Below are 25,680 nucleotides of genomic sequence, written 5' to 3'. Positions count from 1 at the left end.
GAGAGAATGGATTTTCTCAGACACGATTATCGCATGCATCTCATTAAACATAGAGCGGAGTCCGTCCGGTGATTTTTGGATTTGGTAAGAAGAAAGAAGAAGACGATTACGAAGACGAAGTCGAACTCGTCATGTTTCAGGGGACATTCAGCGGAGTCGAAGTCGATATCTCTGAACATGCCCGACTGGCTCAAGTCGGACTACTACGCGCCAAAGAAATTGTGACGGACGCTCTCGAACGACGTGCCGAGCGAATTCGCATCGAGCCAAAAGGTGAACGGGCAGTTATTCAACTGTATGTGGATGGAGTTGGCTTTGCCGGGGGACGGATGAGCAGCAAAGAAGGGATGGCGGTCATTCAGTGCCTGAAGCTGGTCTCTGGAATGGATGTCAAAAATCGTAAAGAAGCTCAATCGGGCGGAATTCGAGCTGAGTTTGATGACCGCAAATATCTGTTGATGATGGAGACCAAGCCGCTTGGCGGTGGAGCCGAGCGACTGACGGTCAATCTGATTGATGTCAAAAATGCGAAATATTCTCCCTCAGAACTCGAATTCAGCCAGGCGACCATCGATAAAATTCGAGAATTGACAAACGAAAAAGGAATCGTACTCGCTGCAGGCCCTCCGGACTCTGAAGTGACTTCGCTCGCCTTTACCATATTGAGGGGAATTGATGCCTATGTGCGGGCGACGTTTGCCTTGATTGATGTCGGTCATCGCGAATTGGGGAGCGTGACACAGTTTGAACGCAGAGAGACTGATGATCTCGAAACAGCTCTCCAACGATTGATTCGGATGGAAGGGGATGTCGCATATGTCGAACCGTTCGACAATGAAACAACCATCAAGCAGGCCTTTGAAAAGTGTGATGAAATTACACTCGTCTCAGAAATGGCCGCTCGAGATGCATCTTCTGCGATTCCAGCGCTTTACAAAGTTGCTGGCGATCCAAAAATTGTTGCCAAAACAATCAATGGTGTTTTTGGACAGAAGCTCATCCGTAAACTTTGCGACAAGTGCAAGCAGCCTTATCGACCTAATCCCAAGTTGATCAAGAAAGTTGGTTTGCCAGAGGAAGTCCAAACACTCTTCCGTCCTCCTCAGGCTGAAGATGGAGAAGACTTGCGTGTCTGCCGAAAGTGCGGTGGCAGTGGTTATTTTGGTCGAGTGGCGATGATTGAACTCGTTGAAATGACCGATGGAATGAAGGAAGTTGTCGCTGCGGGTAAGGATGCTTCTGCCATCAAAGCCCAGGCGCGTGAAGAAGGCATGTCCAACTTCAAGGATGAGGGATTGCGACTCGTGGCCGAGGGAGTGACCTCTCTCGAAGAACTGCAGCGGGCGTTTCGTTCATAACGTTAAATTGTGATGTTTCAATCTGCTCCGGTGATCTCAGTCCAGCATTTTTCGACTGAGGCTTGAGCAGTTTGAATGACATCCGGAATCCCGACTCCATTCAACGCATTCCCCGCCACGGCTAGTCCCGGATGCTTTTCCAATTGCCTGCGAATGCGGCTGACTCGATCGAGATGTCCTATATGATACTGAGGCATTGCTCGATTCCAGCGGACGACGCGGCTTGTTTCAGGAGTTCCTTCGACACCAAATATCTCGCGGAGTTCCTGCTGCGTCATTGCCAGCAACTCGTCATCACTCTGTTCGAGCAGATGTTGCTGGAGGGCTCCGCCGATGAATGTTCGCAATTGAATTGACCCCTTTGGGGCACGATTAGGAAATTTACGACTCGTGCAGGAGACGGCTAAAACCTTTCGATTCTCAACGGCTGGGATCACCAGGCCGAAGCATTCCATTGGATGTTGAATCTGTGAAAGTGGATATCCGGTAACCACAATCGCAGCTGAGGCGTAGGGGATCGCGTTCAATTCGGAGGAAAGTTCCAAATTGAGTCCTTCGACAAGTTTCCCGGCGACATAGCCCGGCGCTGCCAGAATCACGCCATCATAAGTGCGGGTCGTCTGTCCATTTTGAATAGAGACATCGTAACTCCTGTTCTCTCGCAGGGTGATATTCTCAACCGAGGAGTTTTTATAAAGCGTGATGCCATTTGCGATAGACGCAAAAAGAGCGTCCTGCAGTACAGACATGCCTCGATCAAACGAAAGAAACATGCCATAGCGGGCTCCACTGGCCTGATTATTAACAATGGCATCGGCACTATTTTCTTGTTCTGAATGAAGCTTGAGTCCACGCAGGACGCTCCCGTATTGCTCTTCCATTTCCAGAAACCGTGGCAATGTCGCCCGTAAGCTGAGTTTTACGGGATCAGCTGTGTAGATGCCACCAATCATTGGCTGAATCATGCGTTCAAAGGCCTCGCGACCAAATCTTCGAACCGCGAAATCCTGGAGAGACTCGTCCTCTTTAGGATCTGGTTCGATCCAGTATTCTTTTAGGACACGACGTTTTCCTGCTGGGGAGAGAATCGGAGATTTCAGAAATGGATGCAGCTGACGGGGAGCCATCAAGTCGAAACCTGCAGGCGTCGGGACCGGACGACCTTCACACAATATCATACTTTTGCGATAGCTCGCTTCGGTTTCGATCAACCGATCTTCCAGGCCGAGTTGTTTCGCCAGCTTGAGTGCTGCAGGTTTATTCGTGATGAACATATCGGCTCCCGTTTCGAGCAGATAGCCATCCTGTTCAATCGTGCCGAAGACGCCGCCGAGCCGGTCAGATGCTTCGTACAGATCGATCTCTACTGGAGTAGACTTCGATTTGCTCACTGTAAGCAGATGCTGACAGGCAGCCAGACCGCTCAATCCTCCGCCAATCACAGCCCAGCGAAGGGGAGTCTGAGGACTCTCGTTCATCTGCTCGCACCCAGTTCATGGACAATATTGACGAGTGCTTTCACATTCTCCGGCTTCATGTCGGGCATCACGCCGTGTCCGAGATTGAAAATATGTCCGGGACGACCAGCAGCTTTGTCCATCACGACTTTCGCTTTCTCGCGGATGGTTGGGATATCGGCGAACAGTGTAACGGGATCGAGATTTCCCTGTACGGCCACATCGTAGCCAAACAGCTCGCGGGCTTCTTTGAGATCGCAGCGCCAGTCGATGCCCATCACACGACCGCCTGCTTCTTTTTGCAGCGGAAGCAAAGCCGGATTGCCGGTCAGGAAATTGATGACGGGTCCATGCTCGGAAACAGTGGCGATGATTCGTTTTGTGTATGGCAGAACATATTGTCGATAATCATCCGGCGAGAGACAACCGGCCCAACTGTCGAAAAGTTGAACCGCCTGACAACCGTCCTGGAACTGCCGCGTTAAATAGCGGATGATGGTATTGGAGAGCCGGGACATGATCGCATCCCACTTGCCGGGATCGGTATACATCATTGTTTTGGTGTGGATGTAATTCTTGCTCCCGCTGCCTTCAATCGCATAAGAAGCCAGAGTGAAAGGAGCCCCGGCAAAGCCGAGGAGCGGAATCTCTTCCGGCAAATCGGCTCGAATCAATTTGACTGCATCGAACACAAACTCAAGTTCATCGACATTTTCGAGTTCCTGAAACCGATCGACATCGGCAGAAGTTCGCAAAGGGTTGTGCAGCTTGGGGCCTTCTCCTTTTTCATAGGTCAGGTTCATGCCCATTGGCTGCAGCATGGGGAGTAAATCGGCAAAGAGAATCGCGGCATCAACACCGAGAACCTGCTGAGCCGTCAATGTCACCTCGGCTGCTATTTCCGGTGTTTTGCAAAGTTCAATGAATGTGACTTTGCTTCGGACCGCCATATATTCCGGGAGATAGCGTCCCGCCTGTCGCATAATCCAGACCGGTGTCGTATCGACCGGCTCACACCGGATCGCTTTCATCATTCGTGATTGTTCGTAAGCAGGCATACATTTTCCAGAGGCGGAGAGTGATTTCATATCCTTCTCCCAGAGGGAGGGGGGACTTAACTTTTCATTATCGATGACTATCTACCCGAGATACTTCTTCAACCGTTCCAGAACTTCCGGTTTGTTGTACTCGAGTTTTCCGAAACCATACTCAGCCCCTGCTGCGACCGCTTCATCCTGCGACTCAGGATAATTCGTCACCAGCATCACGGGAGTCGTATTGATATCGGGATCGGACTGTATCGATTTGATGACTTCCATCCCATCGGTGTAGTCTTCATCAAGCTTGCGGTTCACGGTGATCAAATCGAATGGCTGAGTCCGGATTTTTGCCAGTGCATCTTCTTTGTTCGGTGAACGGGTGAACTCAACATCAAAATGAGTGGTCAGATAATTTTTAAGAGCTCCATCATCGGGAACACACTGACCAACACTGAGGACCTTCTTTTTCATTGGGAATTTTTCTGTTTTTTCTTCTTTGGACTCTTTTGAGCAGGAGTTACTTGTTTCGGATAAGGCTCTGGCAGCATCACCCGAGTATTATCGTATTTTGACAGGGCCTGTTTGAGACTCGTCAGATTTTCCTGAGCCCTGGGATTAAGACTGTTCACATCCAGCGGCGTTTTTTCGCGTGGATCATTCGCAATGTTATAGTATTGTCCGTCCCGATAAAACTTGAACGTCTTGTTCTGCACGAATTCATCGCCCGTTTTGCCTCCATTGCGGGCATACCAGCAATAAATAAATTCCCGTGGTTCCGTATTTTTGCCCAGTAACTGAGGAAGAATGCTTTTACCGTCCAGTTCCAAATCATCCGGAGGAGCGACGCCAGCGGTCCCGATCAGCGTCGGGAAGATGTCGGTAAAATCGACGAGATTCTCATTGACGATACCTGAGGAAATCGTGCCGGGCCAGTTGGCAATCATCGGGACATGCATCCCGGCATCAGTCGGGCTTCCCTTACCTCCCTGAAACGATTTCCCGTAAATCATGGACGTCACACTGGTCGCAGTGCCATTGTCGCCTGTGAAGATGACGAGCGTGTTCTCACGCAACCCCGAGGCATCGAGTTGATCGATAATCTTGCCAACCATTTTGTCGGTGTAGTTCACCATGTCGACAAAATATTCAGGATGCTTTTGACTGCCGCCAGCCCCTTGGGAATTCGGATCCCATTCTTCACTGTCCGGCGTCGGTTCGAATGGCCAGTGAGGCAAAATCATCGGATAATAAACCAGGAACGGCTGATCATCATTTCGTTTAATGAAATCGCAAATAAAATCGCTGGCGATGTCTGGCCCGTATTTGCCGGGGAAGTCGACTTCTTTACCATTGATTTCCAGTCCGGGACTGGGATAACGACTCGGACGACGGGTCAACTGCCAGAGACAATATTCATCAAATCCAAAATGATGCGGCCCCTCGAGTCCTCCTTCAAGCTGCCACTTACCGGCAATACAAGTTTTGTAGCCCGCTTTTTTGAGTACCTGAGCGAATGTCGTCTGAGCGGGATCGAGGACTCCGAAGCGGATGTAATTACGCTGATTGTATTTTCCAGTCATCAACTCAACCCGTGAAGGAGTGCAGATTGGCTGAGAATACGCATGAGTAAATCGCATCCCGGTATCAGCCAGCTGATTCAAACGGGGCGTTTTATAGGAAGTGCCTCCATTAACTTCTACACACTCATAGCCCATGTCATCGGCCATGATGAAAATCAGATTTGGGCGATCGGGTTGATCTGCGTCAACTGGTGGCGTATCGATGAGTTGGACAATTGCCGCCGCTGCGAACAGAATCGAGTAGAATATTATTCTAATTTGCATATGCCTTTTAAACGACACCCGGTGAGCAGAATTGATGATCGCAAGCCGTGTATGATCTTTGAATGCGGAGAACATGTTTTACCACTCTTTATCTGTCAGCATATGGTGATCTGGAATAATGCCTGTGTTTTGCTGCAGTTAGATCGAAAACACAAAACAAGAAATCAGCGGACGCCAATCCTCAATCTGTTCCCAGTCCCCTTTCAGGGCTTGGATTTGGTCATCAAATAACGGTAACGCACTCCGTTATCGTGCTTTATAAGAACATCAACCCAAATTATTAGTGGCACAAAACCCGAAGTTTTAATCGGAACGATCCACTAAATGACTGTGCGCAATTATTATACAGTTGGAATAAGATTGAAGTCGAAATGATTGGATCATGGGTGGCACGCCCTGAGCAAAGCGAAGGGCGTGGTCGTTTGCAATCCCCACGCCCATCACTTCGTTCTGGGACGTGCCACCCAGAAAATCACTGATTATTTAAGGATTTGATGCAGCATATCGAGCGAATCTCTCATTTCAAGAGTGTCCAAAAATCGCGCACGGTCATGTAGCGACTATTTCGCAAAGTATTCGTGTTGTGAATCGCCCACGCTGATCAGGTAGGCGATTAAGTCGAGGATTTCATCTTTCGTCATTTTATTGAATAACCCTGCAGGCATGGGTGAGGTTTTCGAAACAACGATTTCATCAATCTCTTTTCGATCAATAGAGACCCGCTTATTGGGATCGGTCAAATCGGTATTCAGTGTCATCGAGTCTCCACTGAGATTCACGACGACACCGGTATGGACCAATCCCTTCTCGGTAACTACGGTAATTGCAGAAAACTGTTCATTGATGACTTTGCTCGGGTTAATGACCTGATCGAGTAAATCGTGCGGGGAATAGCGGCGTCCTGCAGAGGTCAGGTCGGGACCGGTCATGCCGCCCTGATTTCCAAAGCGGTGACAGGCGTAACAGCCCGATGCGGCAAACATCCGGCGACCGTTTTCAAAGTCTCGATCTTTCAAATCGGTTTGTGCGACGGCTGATAATTCATCAAGCGTCCAGGTCTTTTCTTCTCGACCTACAAACACCTCTCCCAGATTTTCCAGAGCAGACTTTTTGACGGGCTTCTTTGCCAGGAGCTCGGCCAGGGCTTCTTTTTCAGAATCACTCATTGAGGCGACAGCATCATCTCGGATGAACTCGATAAATTTATCGAAACTCGCCCCCCCTTTGTAATTGGCTGCTTTCAGGAACCATTCCAGATATTCGGTTCGCAATTCTTTCGTCCAACCGGTGTTGAGCATGCGAATGGATCGCGCGTATTGCATTTGCTCTTCCTGCGTGGGAGCATCGGCGATCAGTTTCATCGCCTTTTCGGCGACCGTGGGAGACTGCAGCCAGGCCAGCGTTTCGCAGAGCAACCAGTTCAACTCGGCTGAGTCCGAAGGAAAGAGGGGATCGTTCTGTTCAATCAATTTCTGAACGATTGCCTCATCTGGTCTTCCAAATCGATTTAGAATGATCTGAATTGTCCGTTGTAATGTCAGTTGTTCAGGAAGTTCCAGCTTGCTGACATCGATCGACAGGACTGCGGTCAGAAGTTTCTTTCGCATCTCGATATCGACAGGCGAAGACTTCTCATTTCGATGCTGCGGACAGACTCCAGAGACCCGTGCCAGGGCCAGCAGTGCAACGACTTGCCTGGAGGGATCCTGCTCTGTGAGAGCTTTGTCAGCCCAGGTCTCGATTGGCTGGTGCTCTATCGCAGTCCGGGCTGCAAATTGAATGAAACGGTCTTCACTGGAGAGATAAGGCCAAGCGAATTCGATTGCCTGAGGATCCTGCTTGCCGTGAAATGCTTCCAGTTGATGCCTTATGGCTCTGTCCATACTCTCGCTGCTCACGTTGGGAACGGGAGCAGTCGATTCCTCTCCCACATAGGTCACTCGGTAAAGCCCAGACTGAACGCGACGGCCACCGATTGTGAAATACATGGCCCCATCTTTGGGATTGATAATGGCATCGGTTATCGGCAGCGGAGCACCGGTCACAAATTCTTCTTTGGTTGCCTTGTAGGAAGAACCATCGGGCTGCAAATGCACGGCATAAAGTTTGCCCCAGCTCCAGTCGAGAGCATAAAGGGCATTCTGATACTTCGCAGGAAACTTCGCGCCATATCCAAACGTGACACCAGTGGGAGATCCCGGACCGATATCGAGAATACCGGGCAGATTGTCGGCATAAAATGGCATTCTTTTGCCGGCTCCATTTCGCCAGCCGAACTCGGCTCCACTGGTTACGTGACAAATTCGCGTGGGGCGATACCACGGTGTATTGAAGTCGTACTCCATGTCGGCATCGTAAGTAAACAGTTCCCCATCACGATTGATTGCCGCATCGAAAATGTTTCGAAAGCCGGATGCGTAAGCTTCAAAAATTTTTCCATCTGGTGAAACCCGATAGATAATTCCACCAGGGGCCAAAACTCCCCGGTTGTGACCTCGTCCATCCGGCATGCTTGGCAGCAGATGATCTTCTCCCCAGACCTGCGCGACAGGTGAGGTCTCAGCCAACTCGGGTGGAGTCGTATTGTTGCCAGTGATCAGATAGAGAGCTTGACCGTCAGGAGTCGGCATAAGTGCATGCACGCCATGATCACTTTTCGATTTCACTTCATGCAGGAGTTCGACTTTGTCAAGTTGATCGTCTCCATTGCTATCGGTAATCCGATACAAGCCAGAGGGAATTTTCTGTTCGTAGTCATTCACACCAACATACAGCGCTCCGAATGCCCAGACCATTCCGTTGACCGCTCGAATATCCGCGGGCACTTTTTCCACGGATTCCGGTTCGACGACCTCTCCAACGGGAGGAGGTGTAATCCGATACAGTCCTCCAAATTGATCACTAACGAGAAGACGTCCTTGATCGTCCGTACACAAATTCACCCAGGAACCTTGTTCAAGCCCGGGAACAGAATACAGTAATTCCACCTGAAATCCATCAGCGGCATGAATACGATCGACGGGCGTGGCTGTGTTTCCCCCAATAGCTGGACCGACAGTGGTTTGTCTGCGAGATTTTTTGGGAGGAGCTTTCTTTGTTTCAGTCTTTTGAGTGCCATCTGCTTCCTGAGCGAACATGTCTGAAGTTGAAAACACAAATAGAGTGAGAACCGAGATCGATAAAAACAGTGTTTTAATGGTCATAATTCAAAATTCATTTAGTAATTTGAACGGGATAACACATGGTTCATACCGCGACAGGTGCACTAAGGAACCATAAGCAAGGCTGCATATTTTAGCAGGAAATCCGGCCTCGGGAAATCCACTTATTGAGATTCAGCATCAAGTCAGTGATATTCGTATCATGGCTTTTTTGTTGAATCCGATTAAAGTGATTATTGCATTGAGTCCGGCCAAATCCGATCCGAGACGCTCATTCCAATCTCTTCAATACGAGCATGAGAAAGAACTAATCATGGATAAAATTTCACAGGCCACACGACGTCACTTCCTGGCGGCTTCTGCTGCCAGTTTCGGCAGTCTGCTTCTGTCAGGTAATCAAGCTGTTCAGGCAGATTCAAGTGAGATCGCATCGACAGATCATTTCTGGTACCGCCTCGCGCCAGAAGGGCCGTACATTGATTCGCAACGTGACAATAAAGCCTTTGGGTTCGGCTACGGAAAAGTCTACCTCTCTGAAGACAATGGAAAAACCTGGCCACATGATGCGAACTTTCGCAATGCAGATAACATTACTTTCAGCTGCATCATGAAAAATGGAAACATTCTCTTTGCAACGCGCACAAAACTTTATCTGAGTACCGATGATTTAAAGACTTACAATCAAGTCATCGTCAAGAATCCTGATGGCAGCGATTATCGACCTCATACTCCACTTGATCCGAACAATCCCGGTTGGTACTTCCATCCGCTCGATGGCGTTCATACCTGGGATGTTGATGGTGAGGAGATGCTGGTCTGGGGGAATTATTGCAACGTCATGGGCGGAGCGGTTCCTGTCAACATTTATTATTCGACCGATCAGGGCCAGACTGTAAAAATCGCATATTCATTTGGTCAAAATCCAGTCTTTCAACAGAAGGATGCCCAAGAAGGGGATATGCTCGGCAACCCGGAAAATCCTGTGGTCTGTCGCCATGTTCATTCCGTGGCTTACAACCCGTCGGAGAATGCATTTTATGCTTGCACTGGCGATCACGATCGAACGGCAGCCGATGGGACAAATAAGCAGGAATGTCACTGGCTGCGCGGAACTTATGATAAAACTCAGGATGTATGGGACTGGCAGGTTCTCGTTTCGGTGAATTCCAACTCACGTTTTAAATCCGGTGGGATCAACTTTGTGGATGGCCAACTTTATTGGGCAGCCGATGCCAATGGAAACAACGGCACCATGCCGCACGATCGTGGAATCTTTACCTGTGCACCGGGCGATCTCGTGGATATCAAAAAGCATACCCGACTCTTCAATCCGCTCTATGAATCCGCCAACATGATCATCGAGGACGAAGTAATACTCTCTGCACACTACGCCCCCGCCTCACCCTATTCAACAGGCTTTACGATCTCACCAGATATGGGCAAGACCTGGGCCGAGTACGATCTGAAAGAATTCGGAAAGCGATCCCCAGTTCGCTTTCACAAAAAAAATAGCGAAGGTTGGTTTCGAGTCGATCTGAGAAAAGGATGGATTGAACGAGGCGAAGTTTTATTCATTAAGCCAAAACCGGCATAACACTTAAACTATTCCTCAACCGGATGCCAGTTATGGATCTTCGATTTCAGCTGTTGCACGATTTCCGGATGGGAAGATGACAAATCGTTTTCTTCATGCGGATCGTCTTTGAGATTGTATAACCTGACTGGAGATTGATCCCAAATGTGGAGATTCCGATACTGTGTCGTATCCTTGCCCTCAAAGCGAACAAGAAGTTTCCAGTCTTCATGCACACACCAGAGGTATTGCAATGTTTCATCGGGATGACCCGGCGACATATTATGGACCGAATTACAGACACCGAATACAGTATTTCGATCTGATCGCCTTTTCTCATCCAGCAGATTGATACCAGGAAGACTGGGTGGTGGATTGAGCCCCGTTGCCGCTGCAATGGTGGGGAAAATATCGATCGCATGTGCCAAGTCCTGAACGTGTGCTGGCTTCACATGTCCCGGCCATGAAATCATGATGGGGGTGCGAACACCCAGATCGTATGGAGAGCCTTTTGATCGTTGCGCGTATTGCGACCACAACTTCTGGTTGGGATCGTTCGCATTCGTACTTGCTGCGGCCCAGCCATTATCACAGATATAAATCACAATCGTGTTTTGGGTTTGTCCCGTTTCCTCCAGATGGTTGAGTAATTCTCCGCAGGTTTCATCGAACCATTCGCACATGGCATAATATTTTGAAACATCAGGTTCGTGTCCCGCCTGCATGTACTTCTCTAAAATTCGCCGCGGAGGATTGTGCGGGGTGTGGGGCAGGAAAGGTGCATACCAAATAAGGAATAGTTTCTTTTGCGCAGTTGCCATGTCAATAAAATCTGTGACTGGTTCCATAGACGTGCGTCCGATTTTCAGTCCTTCGTCCCCGTGACGGCCGCCTCGTTTGGGATCGCCATGGGTCATGCCGTGCGTGAACCCGCCATCTTCCCAGGCTCCCTCCCACCATTTTCCAGACTGATGTGCCAGATATCCGTTTTCTGACAACAGTTTGACAAAGCTTGGGAACTGATGAAATGCCTGACGAACCGGTCTGTCCAATTCCGCACGCTTATTCTTTCCATCAACATCATTGCCTGTAATCCCATGCTGAAACGGATAGAGTCCTGTCAACATTGATGCCAGTGAGGGACGACACAGTGGTGCAGCAACGTAGCCTCGCTCGAATACGAGACTTTGTTCAGACAACCTGTCGAGATGAGGCGTTTTGACTTCTGCATTCCCCATGAAACCATAATCTGTCCACGCCTGATCATCACTCAGGATAAATACAATATTGGGGGGTTGCTCAGCGGCGAATGAGTTATCGATGTTTGCATGAAAGAAAAATGCGATTGTTAACAGCGAAGTGAATTTGAGGTAAGCTGAAATTGTCATGAAGATTTTCTTTGAAAATAAGAACATGGATATATTTTGCCGGTTAAAATGCTTCTCAAATCCTATTGAATGAGTTGTACGGTAACATACGAGGCGAAATCAAATCCTGCAAATCGTGTCACATCGATCCGATGGAATCATGATTAATCATTTAGAGGTATGGTATTTGTGGGGATTGGTCCAACAATGTTATACAGTTTGGTTTCCAGTTGCGATCACCACATTCCTCAAAATTTCCCACCTCAACTGCAGATATGAGTAAACGCTATGGAAGGGATTGAGCAATCTACCGAACTCTTCGTTCGACTGGGAATTTTTCTGGTTGTTCTTTTCATTATGGCACTCTGGGAGCTGTTTCTGCCGAGGCGACTGCTTGTGGCTCAGAAGTCGACACGATGGGCCAGCAATTTAATTTTGGTGGCTTTGAATATCTGCCTGGTCCGGCTTTTCATCCCGATGACAGCTGTTGGAGCGGCTATATTTGCCGATTCCCGAGACTGGGGGATTTTGCATTTGGTCGAATGGCCGCTCTGGTTAGTCATCCTGCTTTGCATACTCGCTTTCGATCTGGCGATTTATCTCCAGCACGTTATGTTTCATGCAGTTCCCTTATTTTGGCGACTACACATGGTGCATCATGCAGACCTGGATATTGATGTCACAACGGGTTTGCGTTTTCACACATTTGAAATCCTGCTTTCGGCTCTTATCAAGCTCGCCGTAGTTCTTCTGCTTGGTGCTCCAGCTCTGGCCGTATTGATTTTTGAAGTGTTGCTCAACGCAACCAGTATGTTTAATCATAGCAATGTCAAAATGGCTGGCTGGTTGGATCAACTGATGCGTTGGTTTATTGTCACTCCCGACATGCACCGGGTGCATCACTCAGTCATTCATCGCGAAACGAACAGTAACTTTGGGTTCAATCTACCTTGGTGGGACTACCTGATGGGAACTTATCGAGCTCAACCCGAGTATGGCCACGAAAAGATGCGGATTGGCTTAATGAAGTACTCCGACGAAAAGCAAGTCGATCGCCTTCCCGGAATTCTGTTATTACCATTTTTCTCTCCTGAAAGTTCGTCAATGTTGCAGGATGAGATGACCGAAAATTCAAGTCAGCAAATTTCTGAGACGAATGGTCTGGACTTTGAGTCACCACGTTGAAACATCAAAGTCAATATCGTTAATTACACATTTTCGGGATTTTGATTGTGTCGAATGTGTCCAGGAGAAAGACGTTTCTCATTGAGAGAGAATCAATTTGATTGACTCGCCTCATTGCTGATAACTCTTTCCACTTCCATCACCACTCGAAACCCGTGTGAGTTACCTCGACGATTGGGCAGAATGCTGTCTCGAAACGAAGAGCTGGCAGCTTTGAAGCCATGGCCGCCGCCGCGGAGGACTCGGGCGTCCTCGATCGGTTCTTCCGGTCCGGTTGGGTCCTCAACGGGAGAGTGCTGAAAATAATCGTCGACATGCCAGTCGGAGCACCATTCCAGGACGTTGCCGTGCATGTCGTACAGGCCGAATGGATTGGGGGGATAAGAACCGACAGGCCGGGGATGTCCAATATCTCCTAAATAATTAGCATATCGGGGGTCAGGTTCTTTTCCGAAACTAAATCGTGTCGTTGTGCCGGCCCGGCAGGCGTATTCCCACTCGGCTTCGGTGGGAAGTCGATAACTCCGGCCGGCAGCCTTTTCTGCGGGGAGTTCGGAGATTTTTTTGCAGAAGAGATTGGCTTCATACCAGTTGACGAATTCAACCGGGAATTGATCCGTCTGCAGATTTTTAACGGCATCGGCCTCGCGTCCTCCTTTTGAAAATTCGCTGGGATTATTACCCATCACTTCGGCATATTGAGCCTGGGTTACTTCAAACTGTCCGAGATGGAAGTCTTGAGTAATAACGACCCGGTGCTGCGGTTTTTCGTCCTCTTCGGCTTTCAGGTCCGTCTCAGGAGCCCCCATCAGAAATTCACCAGCCGGGATGGTGACAAATTTCATGCCAATGGTATTGGTTTGGACAGGCACATCCGGGACTGGAGACTGTAGTGCTTGTTCCTGTGTACAACCGCAAATCAGTGCAGAGAGCAGGAGGAGTCGACGCAAGCTTGTCACAGAACTGATTTCCTATGAATTTTGGAGAGACTGGCTGAGGATTCGCATTTTCGTGCGTGAACTTATATTCTATGTTCTCTATTATAGGCGTTTCATCGAATATGTAGCGGGTGATGGATTAAAACTGGGTTTAAGCTATCAAAAACCGCGACAAAAAACTGCAAATTGCAGTGATAATTGTGAACTGGCTGACATCGGACTGTTTGACAGTTCAATAAATATTGGCCAACAGAAAGGAGCCACGGCCATGCCGCCTCGCCCTCTTTACGACATCGAAAATTTAGACTTCGACAATCCACTCTACACGATTGATGACATTCGTAAAATCAATCCGCAGCGACACGAAATGGAGCAGCTGACGGCTGTTGTGTATGTCGATCGCGAAACCAATGGTCTGGTTGGCTATAAAGATGTCACCGATAAAGAATTCTGGTGCACTGGCCATATGCCCGGTTTTCCATTAATGCCTGGTGTCATTCTCTGCGAATGCGCGGCTCAACTGGCGGGGTTTTATGCCCGCAAGTTCGATTTGCTCGGTGGAGAATATCTCGGCTTTGGCGGGATGGAAGATGTCCGCTTTCGTAAATCCGTCTTCCCGAACTCCCGTCTGGTTCTGGCGGTTCAAACAACAAAAATTCGCACCGGTAAACGGGTGGAATTCGATTTTCAGGGCTTCGTCGATGGGGGCATGGTTTTCAATGGCAGCATGATTGGTGTGCCGATTAATCGCGGCACTCCGCTTTAAATAGTGAATTGAGTGGCAAATCCCTCTGAAATACAAGAGTGTCATGAGTTATTCAATGCATTCGGTATCTTCGCTGCGGCCCTGCTTGTCGCAGGCTCATTGGCTGTGGCGTCGAACACCACTTCCGATGACTTGTCAACGACGACTCCGATTCAACTTGTCCTCGTCAAACGCGTTTATCCGCATGCAGACCGAAATACGTTCTGGCTCGATATTCAGTGCGACCGTCCGGGCCTGAGAGACTATGCAACTTGTGATCTGCGAAAAGCAAATCAAGGGATCGGTAGATTTCCGTTGCGACAAATGGAGGGAGAGAGTAAGACTGATGTCGTTCGATTTTCTGTGGGATGCCAGTCAACTGACTTTGTTGACGACTCCGTTATTCACATACAGGTACGCGATGATGCGTCTGGGAAATGTGTCGGAGGGGCTCAGATCCGACTGAAAGATGCCAAGGTCGGCGAACCTGATAGAACAAAGCCGTGAACCGGAGCACTCATTTGCGCGGCAACTAAAAACAAACTCTTCCGTTCGTTCCCGGTTACGGCAGACGTTAGCCATCACAACCCAATCCACCACTATGAACAGTCGAATCCTTTCCTCATGCCTCTGCGTCCTCATCACGGCGCTCGGCCTTACACCCGATCTCTACGCTCAAAGCCGCGACAAAACCGTGCTGGTTCATTACATGCCGTGGTACGCTTCAAAGACGGCCAGCGGTTACTGGGGTTGGCATTGGACGATGAACCACTTCAATCCGGACACCGTCAAATCGAATGGCCAGCGCGAAGTTGCTTCACACGATTATCCGCTGATCGACCTCTACGACTCCAACGATCCTGACGCTTTGGAATGCCACGTGCTGCTGATGAAATTTGCGGGAATCGATGGCGTGATCATCGACTGGTACGGCATCGAAAAGTTCCGCGACTATGCTGAAATACACCGCAACTCCGAGCATTTGGTCAAACACCTCAACAAGGCCGGGCTGCAGTTTGCGGTCTGCTACGAAGATCAAACCATCAAACATATGATCGAAGAAAAGGCCTTGCCGAAGCAACGTGATGTGGCACACGGCCAAATGGTTCTGAAGTGGCTCGCCGAGAATTGGTTTGACGATGACGCGTATGTCAAAATCGATGGGCGCCCGATTTTGCTTGTCTTCGGTCCTCAATACTTCACGAAGGATCAATGGGTCCAACTCTTATCCGGTCTTCAACATCGCCCGCTGCTTTACGCTCTTCCACATCTCTCAAAAGAAATGGGATTGGATGGTGCGTTTGGCTGGCCGCCTGTTACCGGCGGTCACGAAATAACTCCAATGGTTTGGCGTCAATACCTGACTTCCCTGTACGCACGAGAATCGGTTATTTCGGTCGCGTTCCCGGCGTTCCGCGACATCTACAAACAAGCACAACTGCACGACAGCTACGGCTCGATCGATGCTCGCAACGGACAAACATTCGCCGAAACCTTCGCCCTCGCCCAAAAGAGCAACTCACAAATCATCCAAATCGCGACTTGGAATGACTACGGCGAAGGAACGGTCATCGAACCAACAAAGGCGTCTGGATATCGCTATCTGGAACATGTCCAAAGAAACGCCAAATCGCAGTTGCCGTATGGTCCGAAAGACTTGCGGCTCCCTGTAACGCTGTATCAACTCAAAAAACGCTATGCGCGAGATCCCAACCGCATGAAACAACTCCAAATGGCAACCGATTTGTTGTTTGCCGGCAAGTGCACGGAAGCTCAAGCCGCCATGGAGGCCGCCAGCAAAGGTGGCTAATCGAGTATGGGCCAACCTCGCGGATGACGCTTACCCTATCCGACTGACGTATTCTATTTCGATCCGCATCTTAATAAGGAACATTGATGATCGGACGTAAACATGTTGATTTTTCGCCATCACACATTGTCCACCATCAACTGTATAATTCGCATTCAGCAACTCAAACAATTTCGAGTGACTTCCCATTTGGAAGGTGATCAATGAACGTTTACTTCTATTTCGGCCAAACTCCAGAACTCGCCGCCCTACCATCTCAAGAGTATCGTGACAGCGTCCACACGAAGGCGTGGCGACAACTCCGCTCGGAGCGCCCGCGTTTGTGGACTCGCTCATTCTTGATTGTGATCGGCAGTGCCGCGATCGCATGCTTGATTGGATTCCTGTGCTTGGAATTCCTTCCGGAAGGGCCGTGGAAACAATGGCTGCTTGAGTCATCGCCGATTCCATTCATTGGAGGCATCGGTGCAGGGATTGGTGTCTTGATCCACATCCATCTATTAGCAACGGCCTTGCGTCCTTACTACGCTGAAATTATTGCAGAGCGTAGCGAGCGATAACAAAGTGGTGAACTGGAGCCGCCGATGACGCGGGTTGTGAAATCGAGTTTTTTGGTGGCGGCCTCGTTACCGCCAGAGTTATTTGTCTCAGGAGAGACGTGCAAACGAGAATTGAAACAGAGATATCCGACCAGCGTCAACGACTCGACTCCTGGCTGTCGGAGGCTTACTCGCGTGAGCCTGATGCTCCAAAGAACGGCGAACTTGAGGCAGGCTATCTTTACTGGGGTCAAATCGAAACTCTCGTCGGTCGTGTCATCGACGAACAAGTTGTCCGTCACCTCTGTGCGATCGCTGCTGTTCTTCGTATCTCGTAGTGACGAATGTGGCTACATCATTGCTTAGTTGCGTCCCGAAACAGACGTCAGACCGCCATCATTCCAAGGCGGTGGTGGTGACGCATTGACCAAATCAAGCGGCAACAACTTCATGTACGGATTGAAGACATTGTGACCTTTGCTGCGATGGTTGTTCGCAACAGCGCCCGCACCGCACAGACCCAGAGGAATAGTGGCAAGACCACCTGCGAGAAACATCATGCCAGTGCAAATTGCCATGTAGGAATAAAAAACGTACGTTTGCCATTGAGACATCAGCGGAGGCCGATTGAGTGGCATGTTGAAGCTCTTCGGGGCGAAAGTTGCATCGGTGTTCCGATGACTGGTTCGATCCGATAAGGTACAGAGCCACTGGTTCCTTTCAGTTCGAAGTATCCAGGCAATGTGCTCACTCGCCTGGACCTTTCGAAATTCACACGGTCACTCGCATAATCAAGAAGCAAACGACACTCTGGCCGATCTACAAAGAATTCTGATTTTCGAGGTTGACAAGAACAGACAGGTCTGTATACTTTAGGCATGAGCAAGACACGAACCCGAAAATCCGACGCCCGCCAGCGACTGATCGAGACAGCCGAACAGTTGTTATATGCCGAAGGCATTCAAGCGGTCGGCATCGACCGCATTATTGCCGAGGCGGGTGTGGCCAAGATGACGCTCTACAACCACTTCCCTTCGAAAGACGACCTGGTTCTCGCCGTACTTGAGTTTCGTGAGGCGAAGTTTGACGCCATGTTCGAAAAGTGGATGGAGCGACACCGCAAGGCGGGAATGGACGGACTGGAAGCCTTCTTCGCCGCCCTGAAAGACTGGTTCAAAAGCCCCGGCTTTCGGGGCTGCATGTTTATCAATTCGAATGTCGAGTTAGCGGATGCGGAACACGCCGCCTCAAAGTTCTCGGCCCAGCATAAGGAACGATTCTATGAAATGTTGAAACAGAATATCGCCGAATACGCAGGAACTACTAAGGCGGATATGGTGGCTCCAGCAATTGCGTTGATGGTCGAAGGAGCAATTGTCACCGCTGTTATGCAACAGTCCATTGAACCGGCTGATGTCGCTCGGGATGCTGCTCTGATGCTCGTCTCGAAAAGTTCGCGTAAACGCAAGTAAACCCTCTCTTTTTTTTACCACTTACAATACAGACCTGTCTGTATAAATAAGGAGAACTAGCATGTCTGACTCGACAACTGCAAACGCTGACCAACCCAGTGTCGTTTATGGTTCTGGTCGCAGAACTGATGCCGCAATACCTCGACCCGGTTTGGAACTACACAAAAGCAACGTCGCCGTGGTCGTCACTGACCCTCAGAACGATTTCCTGAGCCCGCAGGGCGTTACGTGGGGCGTCGTTGGCCAGAACGTCACAGAAAACAAAACGGTTGAGAACATCGGTCAGTTGTTGGCCGCCTCGAAAGAAAATGACGTTCCGCTGTTTATCAGTCCACATTACTACTACCCCCAAGATCACAAGTGGCATTTCGAGGGGGCGTTGGAGCGTCTGATGCACGACATCAAGATGTTCGACCGCCCCAGCGCTCTTGATCTCACGGATTTCACAGGATCAGGAGCGGATTGGCTGGAGCAGTACAAACCATTCATCAATGATGGCGAGACCGTTATTACCAGCCCGCACAAGATCTATGGTCCTGAGACCAATGACCTCGTTCTCCAACTTCGTAAACGAGGAATCGATCAAGTGATCCTCGCTGGGATGTCGGCCAATCTGTGCGTCGAGTCTCATCTTCGAGAGCTTCTGGAGCAGGGCTTCGAAGTCGCTGTTGTCGGCGATGCCACCGCTGCTGCCCAAGTTCCCGGTTACGACGGCTACGAAGCGGCGATGACGAACTTCCGTTTTCTCGCCAGCGACCTTTGGAGCGCCGAGGAAGCCGTCGAGCAACTCTCAGCACTCTGACTTGAAACCAATAATTCTATTACTGAAACCTTCTTGATTTGGAGACTGAACCATGACTATTTTCAAAACGAAACTTTCCGCACTGGCTCTCGCTGTCCTCTTTTCCATCGGCTCGTTTGCACATGCGGAGAACACTCAACACTCAAACCACCAGGTTCACTACCGCACGGTGAAAATCGACGGCCTCGACATTTTCTACCGGGAGGCGGGTCGCAAGGATGCTCCTACGGTCCTGCTGCTGCACGGATTTCCGACTTCATCGCACATGTTTCGCAATCTGATTCCGGCACTGGCTGACAAATACCACGTAGTTGCTCCCGACTACCCAGGCTTTGGATACAGTTCCATGCCTACCGTCGATGAGTTCGAGTACACGTTCGAGAATTTGGCGAATGTTGTGGATAAGTTCACGGAGAAGGTCGGGCTGACGAAGTATTCCATCTACCTGATGGACTACGGGGCACCAGTCGGTTTCCGGCTCGCTGTAAAGCATCCCGAAAGAGTTGAAACGCTGATCGTTCAAAATGGCAATGCGTATGCGGAAGGCATCGACAACGAATTCTGGAAACCGATCAAGTCGTACTGGAAGAAACGTACAAAAGAACAAGGCGACAAGCTGCGATCTCTGCTGACACTCGATGCGACAAAGTGGCAATACACCTACGGGGTTCGCAATGTTGAGACGATAAGCCCCGACACTTGGGGACATGTTCAACCGCTCTTGGATCGCCCCGGCAACCAGGAGATTCAGTTGGCTCTATTCCATAGCTACGGCAGCAATCCACCGCTGTATTCCAATTGGCAAGCATATCTTCGCAAACATCAACCACCGACACTGATCGTGTGGGGGAAGAATGACGCAATTTTCCCAGCGGCGGGAGCGTATCCCTACAAACGTGATCTCAAGAACCTGGAGTTTCATCTTCTTGATACGGGGCATTTTGCCCTCGAAGAAGATGGAACAAAAATCAGTGTGCTGATTCGCAATTTCCTTGGCAAGCAATTGACCAAGTAAATAGCCAACTCATTTCTTTTGACACAACAAGACAGACCTGTCTGTACTTCATCTTGATCGGGCGTGTTGCCTGGCTAACCAGAAACCTGTTTACAAGCTTAGGAGAAGATCAATTCAACGCCTCAATTCCGTGAACCCAGAATCCGCCCAAGGCCGCACCAAAGAACTGCTCGATACCGTAGAGCAAGCATTCGGTGTGATTCCGAATACTGCCAAGGTGATGGCAAACTCACCGGCTACGACCTGACTGCGAATCAAAGCGATTCAAGTTGTCGAATTGAGTGAACGCTTTCCTGGCCAATTCTCATCAGAAAGGAGAATGAAATGCCTCATCTACTTCATATTGATTCAAGTCCCCGTAACGACCGGTCTCACACACGTCGCCTGACAGCCCACTTTGTTCAAAGATGGCGGGACAGCCACCCAGACGGCACCGTGACCTATCGTGACATTGGACGAAACCCATTGCCGCATGTGACAGAAGAGTGGATTGCAGCAGCGTTTGCCCAACCTGATGAACGCAGTCAAGCAATGCAAGATACCTTGCAATTGAGTGACGTATTGGTAGACGAGATTCTCGAAGCTGATTCCATAGTCGCCGGGATTCCTTTCTACAATTTTGGGATGCCGAGCGGTTTCAAAGCCTATATCGATCAAATTGTGCGTGTAGGTCGGACATTTTTATTCAATCCCGACAACGGAGAATCGACATATACACCGCTCGTTCACGACAAACGAATGATTGCAGTCATCTCACGGGGAGATGGCGGTTACGGTCCCGGTGGTCGAAATGGATCTCTCAATCACCTTGATCCACATTTGCGGACAGTGCTCCGCTTCATCGGCGTGAACGATTTGGAGATCGTTGCTGCCGAGAATGACGAACATGGTGGTGCGGCGTTAGTAGATTCACTTGAGTCTGCTCGTAGACGGCTTATGAGGCTTGCGAATGACGATCCGTCGTAGACGACCATGTGTCCTCTGTTATATCGCCGTACTCATCCGTGACTTCCTTGGCAAGCAACTGGCCCGGTAGGGCTCCCTCAACGTACAGGCCGTTAGTCGAGAACGGCCCAGACAGCAAGATCAAAACCCCATTAGCAAAAGGAAATGAAATGCAATCGACAACTTCAATTCGACCGCCGTTCACGTTCGAAACTGCCGTCGCCAAAGTTCGTGCCGCCGAGGATGCCTGGAACAGCCGTGACCCACATCGTGTTTCGCTGGCTTACTCGGATGACTCCGAATGGAGAAACCGAAGTCAGTTCGTCCGTGGTCGTGAGCAGATTCGAGAGTTTCTTGCCGACAAGTGGGAAAAGGAACTCGAATATCGCCTCACCAAATCCCTCTGGAGTTTCACCGACAACAAGATCGCCGTCCGTTTCCAATACGAGTACCACAATGCTGATGGCCAGTGGTATCGAGCTTACGGAAACGAACTCTGGGAATTCGATGATGAAGGACTGATGCAGCGTCGAGATGCCAGCATCAATGATGTCGCCATCGAGGAAGTGCAACGCAAGTTCCATTGGTCAGCCCCAGGTCCACGACCGGAAGACGACGCTGGCATTCCCAATGTCGCCTGACCTTACATCCAAGTATTGAACCACGCAGGCATATAAGTCTGCTTTCTAACCTTTTTTTCAGGAGAACGACCATGTCACGTATCAACCCTCTACTCGCTGAAACTGCAACTGGCAAAACTCAGGTACTGTTTGAGCAGGTCAAAACCAAACTGGGGCGTGTCCCCAATCTCATGCAAACGCTTGGCCACTCGACGTCTGCCCTCGCTGGCTACCTCAGTCTCAATGAGTCTTTGAGCCAAGGTACACTTTCGGCCAAGGACCGAGAAAGGATCGCCCTGACTGTCGCTGAGCATAATGGCTGCGGATATTGCCTCGCTGCCCACTCAGCCATTGGAAAAATGGTCGGATTGAATCCAAGCCAAATCATCGAAAGCCGCAATGGTCATGCGAGCGACTCGAAGGCTGATGCACTTCTGCAATTCGTGCATCGAGTTCTCGAATCAAACGGTCAAATCGACGATTCGGATCTCGATCAGTTTCTTGCTGAAGGGTACTCCGAAGGAGAAGTTGCAGAAGTCATCGCTCACATCAGCCTCAGTGTGTTGACGAATTTCTTCAATAACGTCGCAAAAACTGAAATTGATTTCCCAAAGGTGGAAGCAGTCTCTGTTTGACGATTCATGTACTGCTAGGGCCGGTGAACAACAAATTCACCGGCCCTCTGCCATGAATGACAATCTATTTCTGTTCGCAACCGGGTTATTTCAGGTAAGGAGTGAATCCGATGACAAGCTATCCAAGCGATGTGGCGTTTACCTCGGCAGTGAAAGCGATCCAATCCGAAAAGGGATCACGTCAAAGTTATGCCAAAGTCGAACAACACGGCTGGAAAACGATTGTGACACCTGATCTGAAATCATTCCTTTCTGAACTCGATATGTTCTATCTGGGAACAGCGAACAGTGCAGGACAGCCTTACATTCAATACCGGGGTGGACCACCGGGATTTCTGAAAGCCATCGATGAAAAGACACTTGGATTCGCTGACTTCGGTGGCAATCAGCAGTACATCAGCGTGGGAAATCTCTCTGAGAATTCCAGGGCTTTCATCTTTCTAATGGACTACGTTCACAGTCGCCGCATTAAGTTGTGGGGCAATGCAAGAGTTGTCGAAGGGGATGATGTCCTTGAAGAGAAACTTCGAGACTCAGATTACCCCGGCAAGATTGAACGTGTCATCCTCTTTGAGATCGAGGCTTGGGACATCAACTGTCCACAGCATATCCACAAGCGTTTTCCGCAGAAGGCCGTCGCTCCGGTGATCGATCAGCTCCAGAAACAAGTGCAGGAGCTTGAGTCAACGATCGCAGACCTGGAGTCCAAATTGGAGACGCTGGGGCAGGAAGATTTACGCCTTCGACGCAAGGATCAAGCTTGAATCACAATATGCTACCAAGCTCTCTTCTACTCCGCAGGCCGGAAACACTCATTCAATTGTTGGCGATATCTTTCGAAATCGTTTTCAACTTGAGGGTTCTTCATCACATCGAAGCAGGCAAACGTTAGCGAAGGCTCCATTCCAATAAAAGCGAAATTCAAGTGCATTGGAAGAAATAGGTCACCCGGTGATTTACCACAAAAGAACTCTTGAGTCGGATCATTGAACGACACTTCCGGTGCATTGAGAGTCTATGAAATTAGGTGCTTTTTACCAGAAAGCGTTCCCCCGGTGCCTTATTGCCTGGTTGGCTTGTTTCGACTACGCCCATCTCCTTTGCAAAGCCTTCCATCCATCCCGAAAGAGTAAACGTGAGGGTGGACGATATCGTCCATTCAACAGCTGCAAATGAAATACTAATTCAGGTTCTCACTTTTTCTTATTTTGTGCGTTCTGCTCATCCATTCTGTCGCACACCTAATCGACTTGAATTCTTACCCTGTCTGCAAGCGTGCGTTTATCCTCTACCGTACGTTGCTCCCATGGGCACACTGGTGACGATCTGCCGACTGGCCTGGTCGGCCCAATTCTCCAATCAGTGCAATTCATTTTTTGCTTCCCGGATGTGTGCAATACCAAAAATCGGTTTGCTTCCAGTGCCACGACGATCCATGAGATTGGCGACGCTTTTCTTGTTACGTTTCATGTGTCTTCCCGTTTAATCACAGAAACTCCTGGCATTTGATTGACCGGCTGATGCCTGTCTCGGATACTCCATATCAGAGATTCCCGGCGTCATTGATCAATTCACACTCTAAGGAGCCAATATGCTTTGGAAACTGACTCTGCCCCGGAATGCTCAATACGAGAATTATCGATATTTACTACACAGAATAACTGCACTCATACTGGCTGCATGGACATTGCATCCAACAATTGGTTCAGCAAATACAGCACTTTCTGCAGAAAAAATAAGTGTACCCAATATTATCCTGATGATGTCTGACGACCTTGGGTATGGCGATCTGACATGCTTCAATGAAGACTCCCCCATTAAGACGCCCCATCTTTCGGAGATGGCGGCTGCCGGATTGAAGTTCACACGCTTTTACGCAGCGGCTCCGGTTTGTAGCCCGACGCGGGGCTCCTGTCTGACAGGGCGGCATCCCTATCGTTATGGGATTTACACCGCGAATGTCGGTCATTTGAAGCAGGAAGAAATCGCATTGCCGGAATTGCTGCACGAAGTCGGTTATGCCACCGGACATTTCGGGAAGTGGCATCTGGGAACGTTGACGACGGAAATCAAAGATGCCAATCGTGGTGGACCCAAAAATAAGCAGCACATCTCGCCACCTCAGCAGCATGGATATGATGTCTGCTTTGTGACCGAATCCAAAGTACCGACTTTCGATCCGCTGATTGCTCCAGTCAAAAATAACGGCAAAGCCTGGGATCCTCTTGTTCCGCGAGCAGACTCGAAGATTTACGGCACTCATTACTGGAACGAACGGGGAGAAATTGTTGCGGATGATTTATCCGGCGACGACTCCCAGCTGATCATGGATCGTGCGATTCCCTTCATCGAAAATGCGACAAAAAATCATCAGCCCTTCTTTGCGGTGATCTGGTTTCATGCACCGCATTTGCCCGTTGTCGCAGATCGCAAGTATCAGCAGATTTATCCTGAAGCGAGTACGTACGAGCGGAATTACTACGGCTGTGTTTCTGCACTTGATGATCAAGTTGGACGTTTGCGCAAATCGTTGCGAGATCTGCAGGTCGATCAGAATACAATGCTCTGGTTCTGTTCAGATAATGGTCCCGAAGGTCAGGCAAACTCAGCTCCGGGGTCGGCTGGAATATTGTCGGGGCGTAAACGTTCTCTTCTGGAAGGCGGCATTCGTGTGCCGGGGTTATTTGAATGGCCTGCAGTTGTTACACCTGGAACTGAGACGGACTTTGCAGTGGTAACAAGCGATTATCTGCCGACAATTCTGGATGCTTTGCAGCTGGAATATCCCGACAATAGGCCACTGGATGGAATTTCACTGCTGCCGTTATTACAAGAAAAGTCCTTAGAACGGAAACAACCGATTGGATTCCAATCGGGCCCACAAGTAGCCTGGATGAGTGGCAATCACAAGATCTACACAAAAGATCGCGGGAAAAAATGGCAGTTATACGATCTGAAAGCCGATCCTGAAGAAAGTCTTGATTTAGCGGCCCAAGAGCCAGAATTACTGAAATCAATGATATTAGCTGCCCGGCAATGGCAAGAGTCCTGTCGTAAAAGTGATGAAGAGCAAGATTACAAGTAGAAAAAATACTTGGATCGGTCCGCTCTCTGACATAAAATGAAATAAGTTGTGTCGAATCAACGATGCACTTCACATAGGAATATATCAGC

At 49.4% G+C, this 25,680-nt stretch carries 24 protein-coding genes; 16 read left to right on the top strand and 8 right to left on the bottom strand.

Annotated features, from left to right (window positions below; translation table 11 throughout):
- The first annotated feature begins 68 nt into the window (after positions 1-68).
- The gene (locus tag Pan54_RS16790) at positions 69-1,358 is read left to right on the top strand and encodes an ATPase, T2SS/T4P/T4SS family (RefSeq protein ID WP_146504581.1); all 1,290 of its coding nucleotides are present in this window, start codon (positions 69-71) and stop codon (positions 1,356-1,358) included.
- 17 nt (positions 1,359-1,375) lie between these two features.
- Here the strand turns inward: Pan54_RS16790 and hemG are convergent, their stop codons facing one another.
- The 5 genes from hemG to Pan54_RS16765 all read right to left on the bottom strand — a co-directional run bounded on the left by hemG (position 1,376) and on the right by Pan54_RS16765 (position 8,902).
- The gene (gene hemG / locus Pan54_RS16785) at positions 1,376-2,836 is read right to left on the bottom strand and encodes a protoporphyrinogen oxidase (RefSeq protein WP_146504580.1); all 1,461 of its coding nucleotides are present in this window, start codon (positions 2,834-2,836) and stop codon (positions 1,376-1,378) included.
- On the bottom strand, positions 2,833-3,903 hold the full coding sequence (gene hemE, locus Pan54_RS16780; RefSeq protein WP_242631354.1) for a uroporphyrinogen decarboxylase: 1,071 nt from the start codon (positions 3,901-3,903) through the stop codon (positions 2,833-2,835). Before hemE ends, hemG begins: the two co-directional genes overlap by 4 nt.
- A 51-nt stretch (positions 3,904-3,954) precedes the next feature.
- Entirely contained in the window at positions 3,955-4,326 is a 372-nt protein-coding gene (locus Pan54_RS16775; protein WP_146504579.1) for a response regulator, read from the bottom strand.
- Positions 4,323-5,699 (bottom strand): sulfatase-like hydrolase/transferase, encoded by a 1,377-nt coding sequence (locus tag Pan54_RS16770; RefSeq protein ID WP_146504578.1) that lies wholly within the window; start codon positions 5,697-5,699, stop codon positions 4,323-4,325. The genes Pan54_RS16775 and Pan54_RS16770 overlap by 4 nt, the downstream gene beginning before the upstream one ends.
- 560 nt (positions 5,700-6,259) lie before the next feature.
- Positions 6,260-8,902, bottom strand: a complete 2,643-nt coding sequence (locus tag Pan54_RS16765) for a c-type cytochrome (protein ID WP_242631353.1) — start codon at positions 8,900-8,902, stop codon at positions 6,260-6,262.
- A 271-nt stretch (positions 8,903-9,173) separates the two neighbouring features.
- Here Pan54_RS16765 and Pan54_RS16760 point away from each other — a divergent pair, with 271 nt between their 5' ends.
- Complete coding sequence (locus Pan54_RS16760) at positions 9,174-10,454, top strand: hypothetical protein (protein WP_146504577.1); 1,281 nt, start codon at positions 9,174-9,176, stop codon at positions 10,452-10,454.
- A gap of 8 nt (positions 10,455-10,462) precedes the next feature.
- Here the strand turns inward: Pan54_RS16760 and Pan54_RS16755 are convergent, their stop codons facing one another.
- Entirely contained in the window at positions 10,463-11,821 is a 1,359-nt protein-coding gene (locus Pan54_RS16755) for a sulfatase-like hydrolase/transferase (protein WP_146504576.1), read from the bottom strand.
- Positions 11,822-12,088: 267 nt separating this feature from the next.
- On the opposite strand from Pan54_RS16755, the gene Pan54_RS16750 reads away from it, so the two are divergent.
- The gene (locus Pan54_RS16750; protein WP_146504575.1) at positions 12,089-12,985 is read left to right on the top strand and encodes a sterol desaturase family protein; all 897 of its coding nucleotides are present in this window, start codon (positions 12,089-12,091) and stop codon (positions 12,983-12,985) included.
- A 92-nt stretch (positions 12,986-13,077) separates the two neighbouring features.
- Here the strand turns inward: Pan54_RS16750 and Pan54_RS16745 are convergent, their stop codons facing one another.
- Positions 13,078-13,944 carry a formylglycine-generating enzyme family protein gene (locus Pan54_RS16745; RefSeq protein ID WP_207310161.1) on the bottom strand — a complete coding sequence of 289 codons (867 nt, stop codon included), beginning with the start codon at positions 13,942-13,944 and terminating at the stop codon, positions 13,078-13,080.
- A 247-nt stretch (positions 13,945-14,191) separates the two neighbouring features.
- Between Pan54_RS16745 and Pan54_RS16740 the strand changes: the two genes are divergently transcribed.
- The 5 genes from Pan54_RS16740 (at position 14,192) to Pan54_RS16720 (ending at position 17,355) form a co-directional block, all read left to right on the top strand.
- Positions 14,192-14,689 carry a 3-hydroxyacyl-ACP dehydratase FabZ family protein gene (locus Pan54_RS16740; protein ID WP_146504574.1) on the top strand — a complete coding sequence of 166 codons (498 nt, stop codon included), beginning with the start codon at positions 14,192-14,194 and terminating at the stop codon, positions 14,687-14,689.
- A 12-nt stretch (positions 14,690-14,701) separates the two neighbouring features.
- Positions 14,702-15,175: a hypothetical protein gene (locus tag Pan54_RS16735; RefSeq protein ID WP_146504573.1), complete on the top strand. Its 474-nt coding sequence runs from the start codon at positions 14,702-14,704 to the stop codon at positions 15,173-15,175.
- 94 nt (positions 15,176-15,269) lie between these two features.
- Positions 15,270-16,478, top strand: coding sequence for a glycoside hydrolase family 71/99-like protein (locus Pan54_RS16730; RefSeq protein WP_165441816.1), 1,209 nt, complete (start codon positions 15,270-15,272; stop codon positions 16,476-16,478).
- Between the two features lie 203 nt (positions 16,479-16,681).
- Positions 16,682-17,038, top strand: a complete 357-nt coding sequence (locus tag Pan54_RS16725) for a hypothetical protein (RefSeq protein ID WP_146504571.1) — start codon at positions 16,682-16,684, stop codon at positions 17,036-17,038.
- Between the two features lie 98 nt (positions 17,039-17,136).
- A complete protein-coding gene (locus Pan54_RS16720; RefSeq protein ID WP_146504570.1) occupies positions 17,137-17,355 on the top strand; it encodes a hypothetical protein in 219 nt (72 codons plus the stop codon).
- A 24-nt stretch (positions 17,356-17,379) separates the two neighbouring features.
- Here the strand turns inward: Pan54_RS16720 and Pan54_RS16715 are convergent, their stop codons facing one another.
- Positions 17,380-17,655 (bottom strand): hypothetical protein, encoded by a 276-nt coding sequence (locus tag Pan54_RS16715; protein WP_146504569.1) that lies wholly within the window; start codon positions 17,653-17,655, stop codon positions 17,380-17,382.
- A gap of 240 nt (positions 17,656-17,895) precedes the next feature.
- On the opposite strand from Pan54_RS16715, the gene Pan54_RS16710 reads away from it, so the two are divergent.
- The 8 genes from Pan54_RS16710 (at position 17,896) to Pan54_RS16675 (ending at position 25,591) form a co-directional block, all read left to right on the top strand.
- Complete coding sequence (locus tag Pan54_RS16710; protein WP_146504568.1) at positions 17,896-18,489, top strand: TetR/AcrR family transcriptional regulator; 594 nt, start codon at positions 17,896-17,898, stop codon at positions 18,487-18,489.
- 61 nt (positions 18,490-18,550) lie between these two features.
- Entirely contained in the window at positions 18,551-19,291 is a 741-nt protein-coding gene (locus Pan54_RS16705) for a cysteine hydrolase (protein ID WP_146504567.1), read from the top strand.
- A 52-nt stretch (positions 19,292-19,343) separates the two neighbouring features.
- Positions 19,344-20,306 (top strand): alpha/beta fold hydrolase, encoded by a 963-nt coding sequence (locus tag Pan54_RS16700; RefSeq protein WP_146504566.1) that lies wholly within the window; start codon positions 19,344-19,346, stop codon positions 20,304-20,306.
- A gap of 324 nt (positions 20,307-20,630) precedes the next feature.
- Positions 20,631-21,272, top strand: coding sequence for an FMN-dependent NADH-azoreductase (locus Pan54_RS16695; protein WP_146504565.1), 642 nt, complete (start codon positions 20,631-20,633; stop codon positions 21,270-21,272).
- 149 nt (positions 21,273-21,421) lie between these two features.
- Positions 21,422-21,892, top strand: coding sequence for a nuclear transport factor 2 family protein (locus Pan54_RS16690; protein WP_146504564.1), 471 nt, complete (start codon positions 21,422-21,424; stop codon positions 21,890-21,892).
- A gap of 71 nt (positions 21,893-21,963) precedes the next feature.
- Positions 21,964-22,506 carry a carboxymuconolactone decarboxylase family protein gene (locus Pan54_RS16685; protein WP_146504563.1) on the top strand — a complete coding sequence of 181 codons (543 nt, stop codon included), beginning with the start codon at positions 21,964-21,966 and terminating at the stop codon, positions 22,504-22,506.
- 110 nt (positions 22,507-22,616) lie between these two features.
- Entirely contained in the window at positions 22,617-23,270 is a 654-nt protein-coding gene (locus tag Pan54_RS16680) for a pyridoxamine 5'-phosphate oxidase family protein (protein ID WP_146504562.1), read from the top strand.
- Positions 23,271-24,097: 827 nt separating this feature from the next.
- A complete protein-coding gene (locus Pan54_RS16675; protein ID WP_146504561.1) occupies positions 24,098-25,591 on the top strand; it encodes a sulfatase-like hydrolase/transferase in 1,494 nt (497 codons plus the stop codon).
- Positions 25,592-25,680: the final 89 nt, after the last annotated feature.

The organism is Rubinisphaera italica (assembly GCF_007859715.1).
In the GTDB taxonomy this organism is placed as follows: domain Bacteria; phylum Planctomycetota; class Planctomycetia; order Planctomycetales; family Planctomycetaceae; genus Rubinisphaera; species Rubinisphaera italica.
Note: the sequence above shows the minus strand (reverse complement) of the source record. Positions and strands in the feature narration are given on the sequence as shown.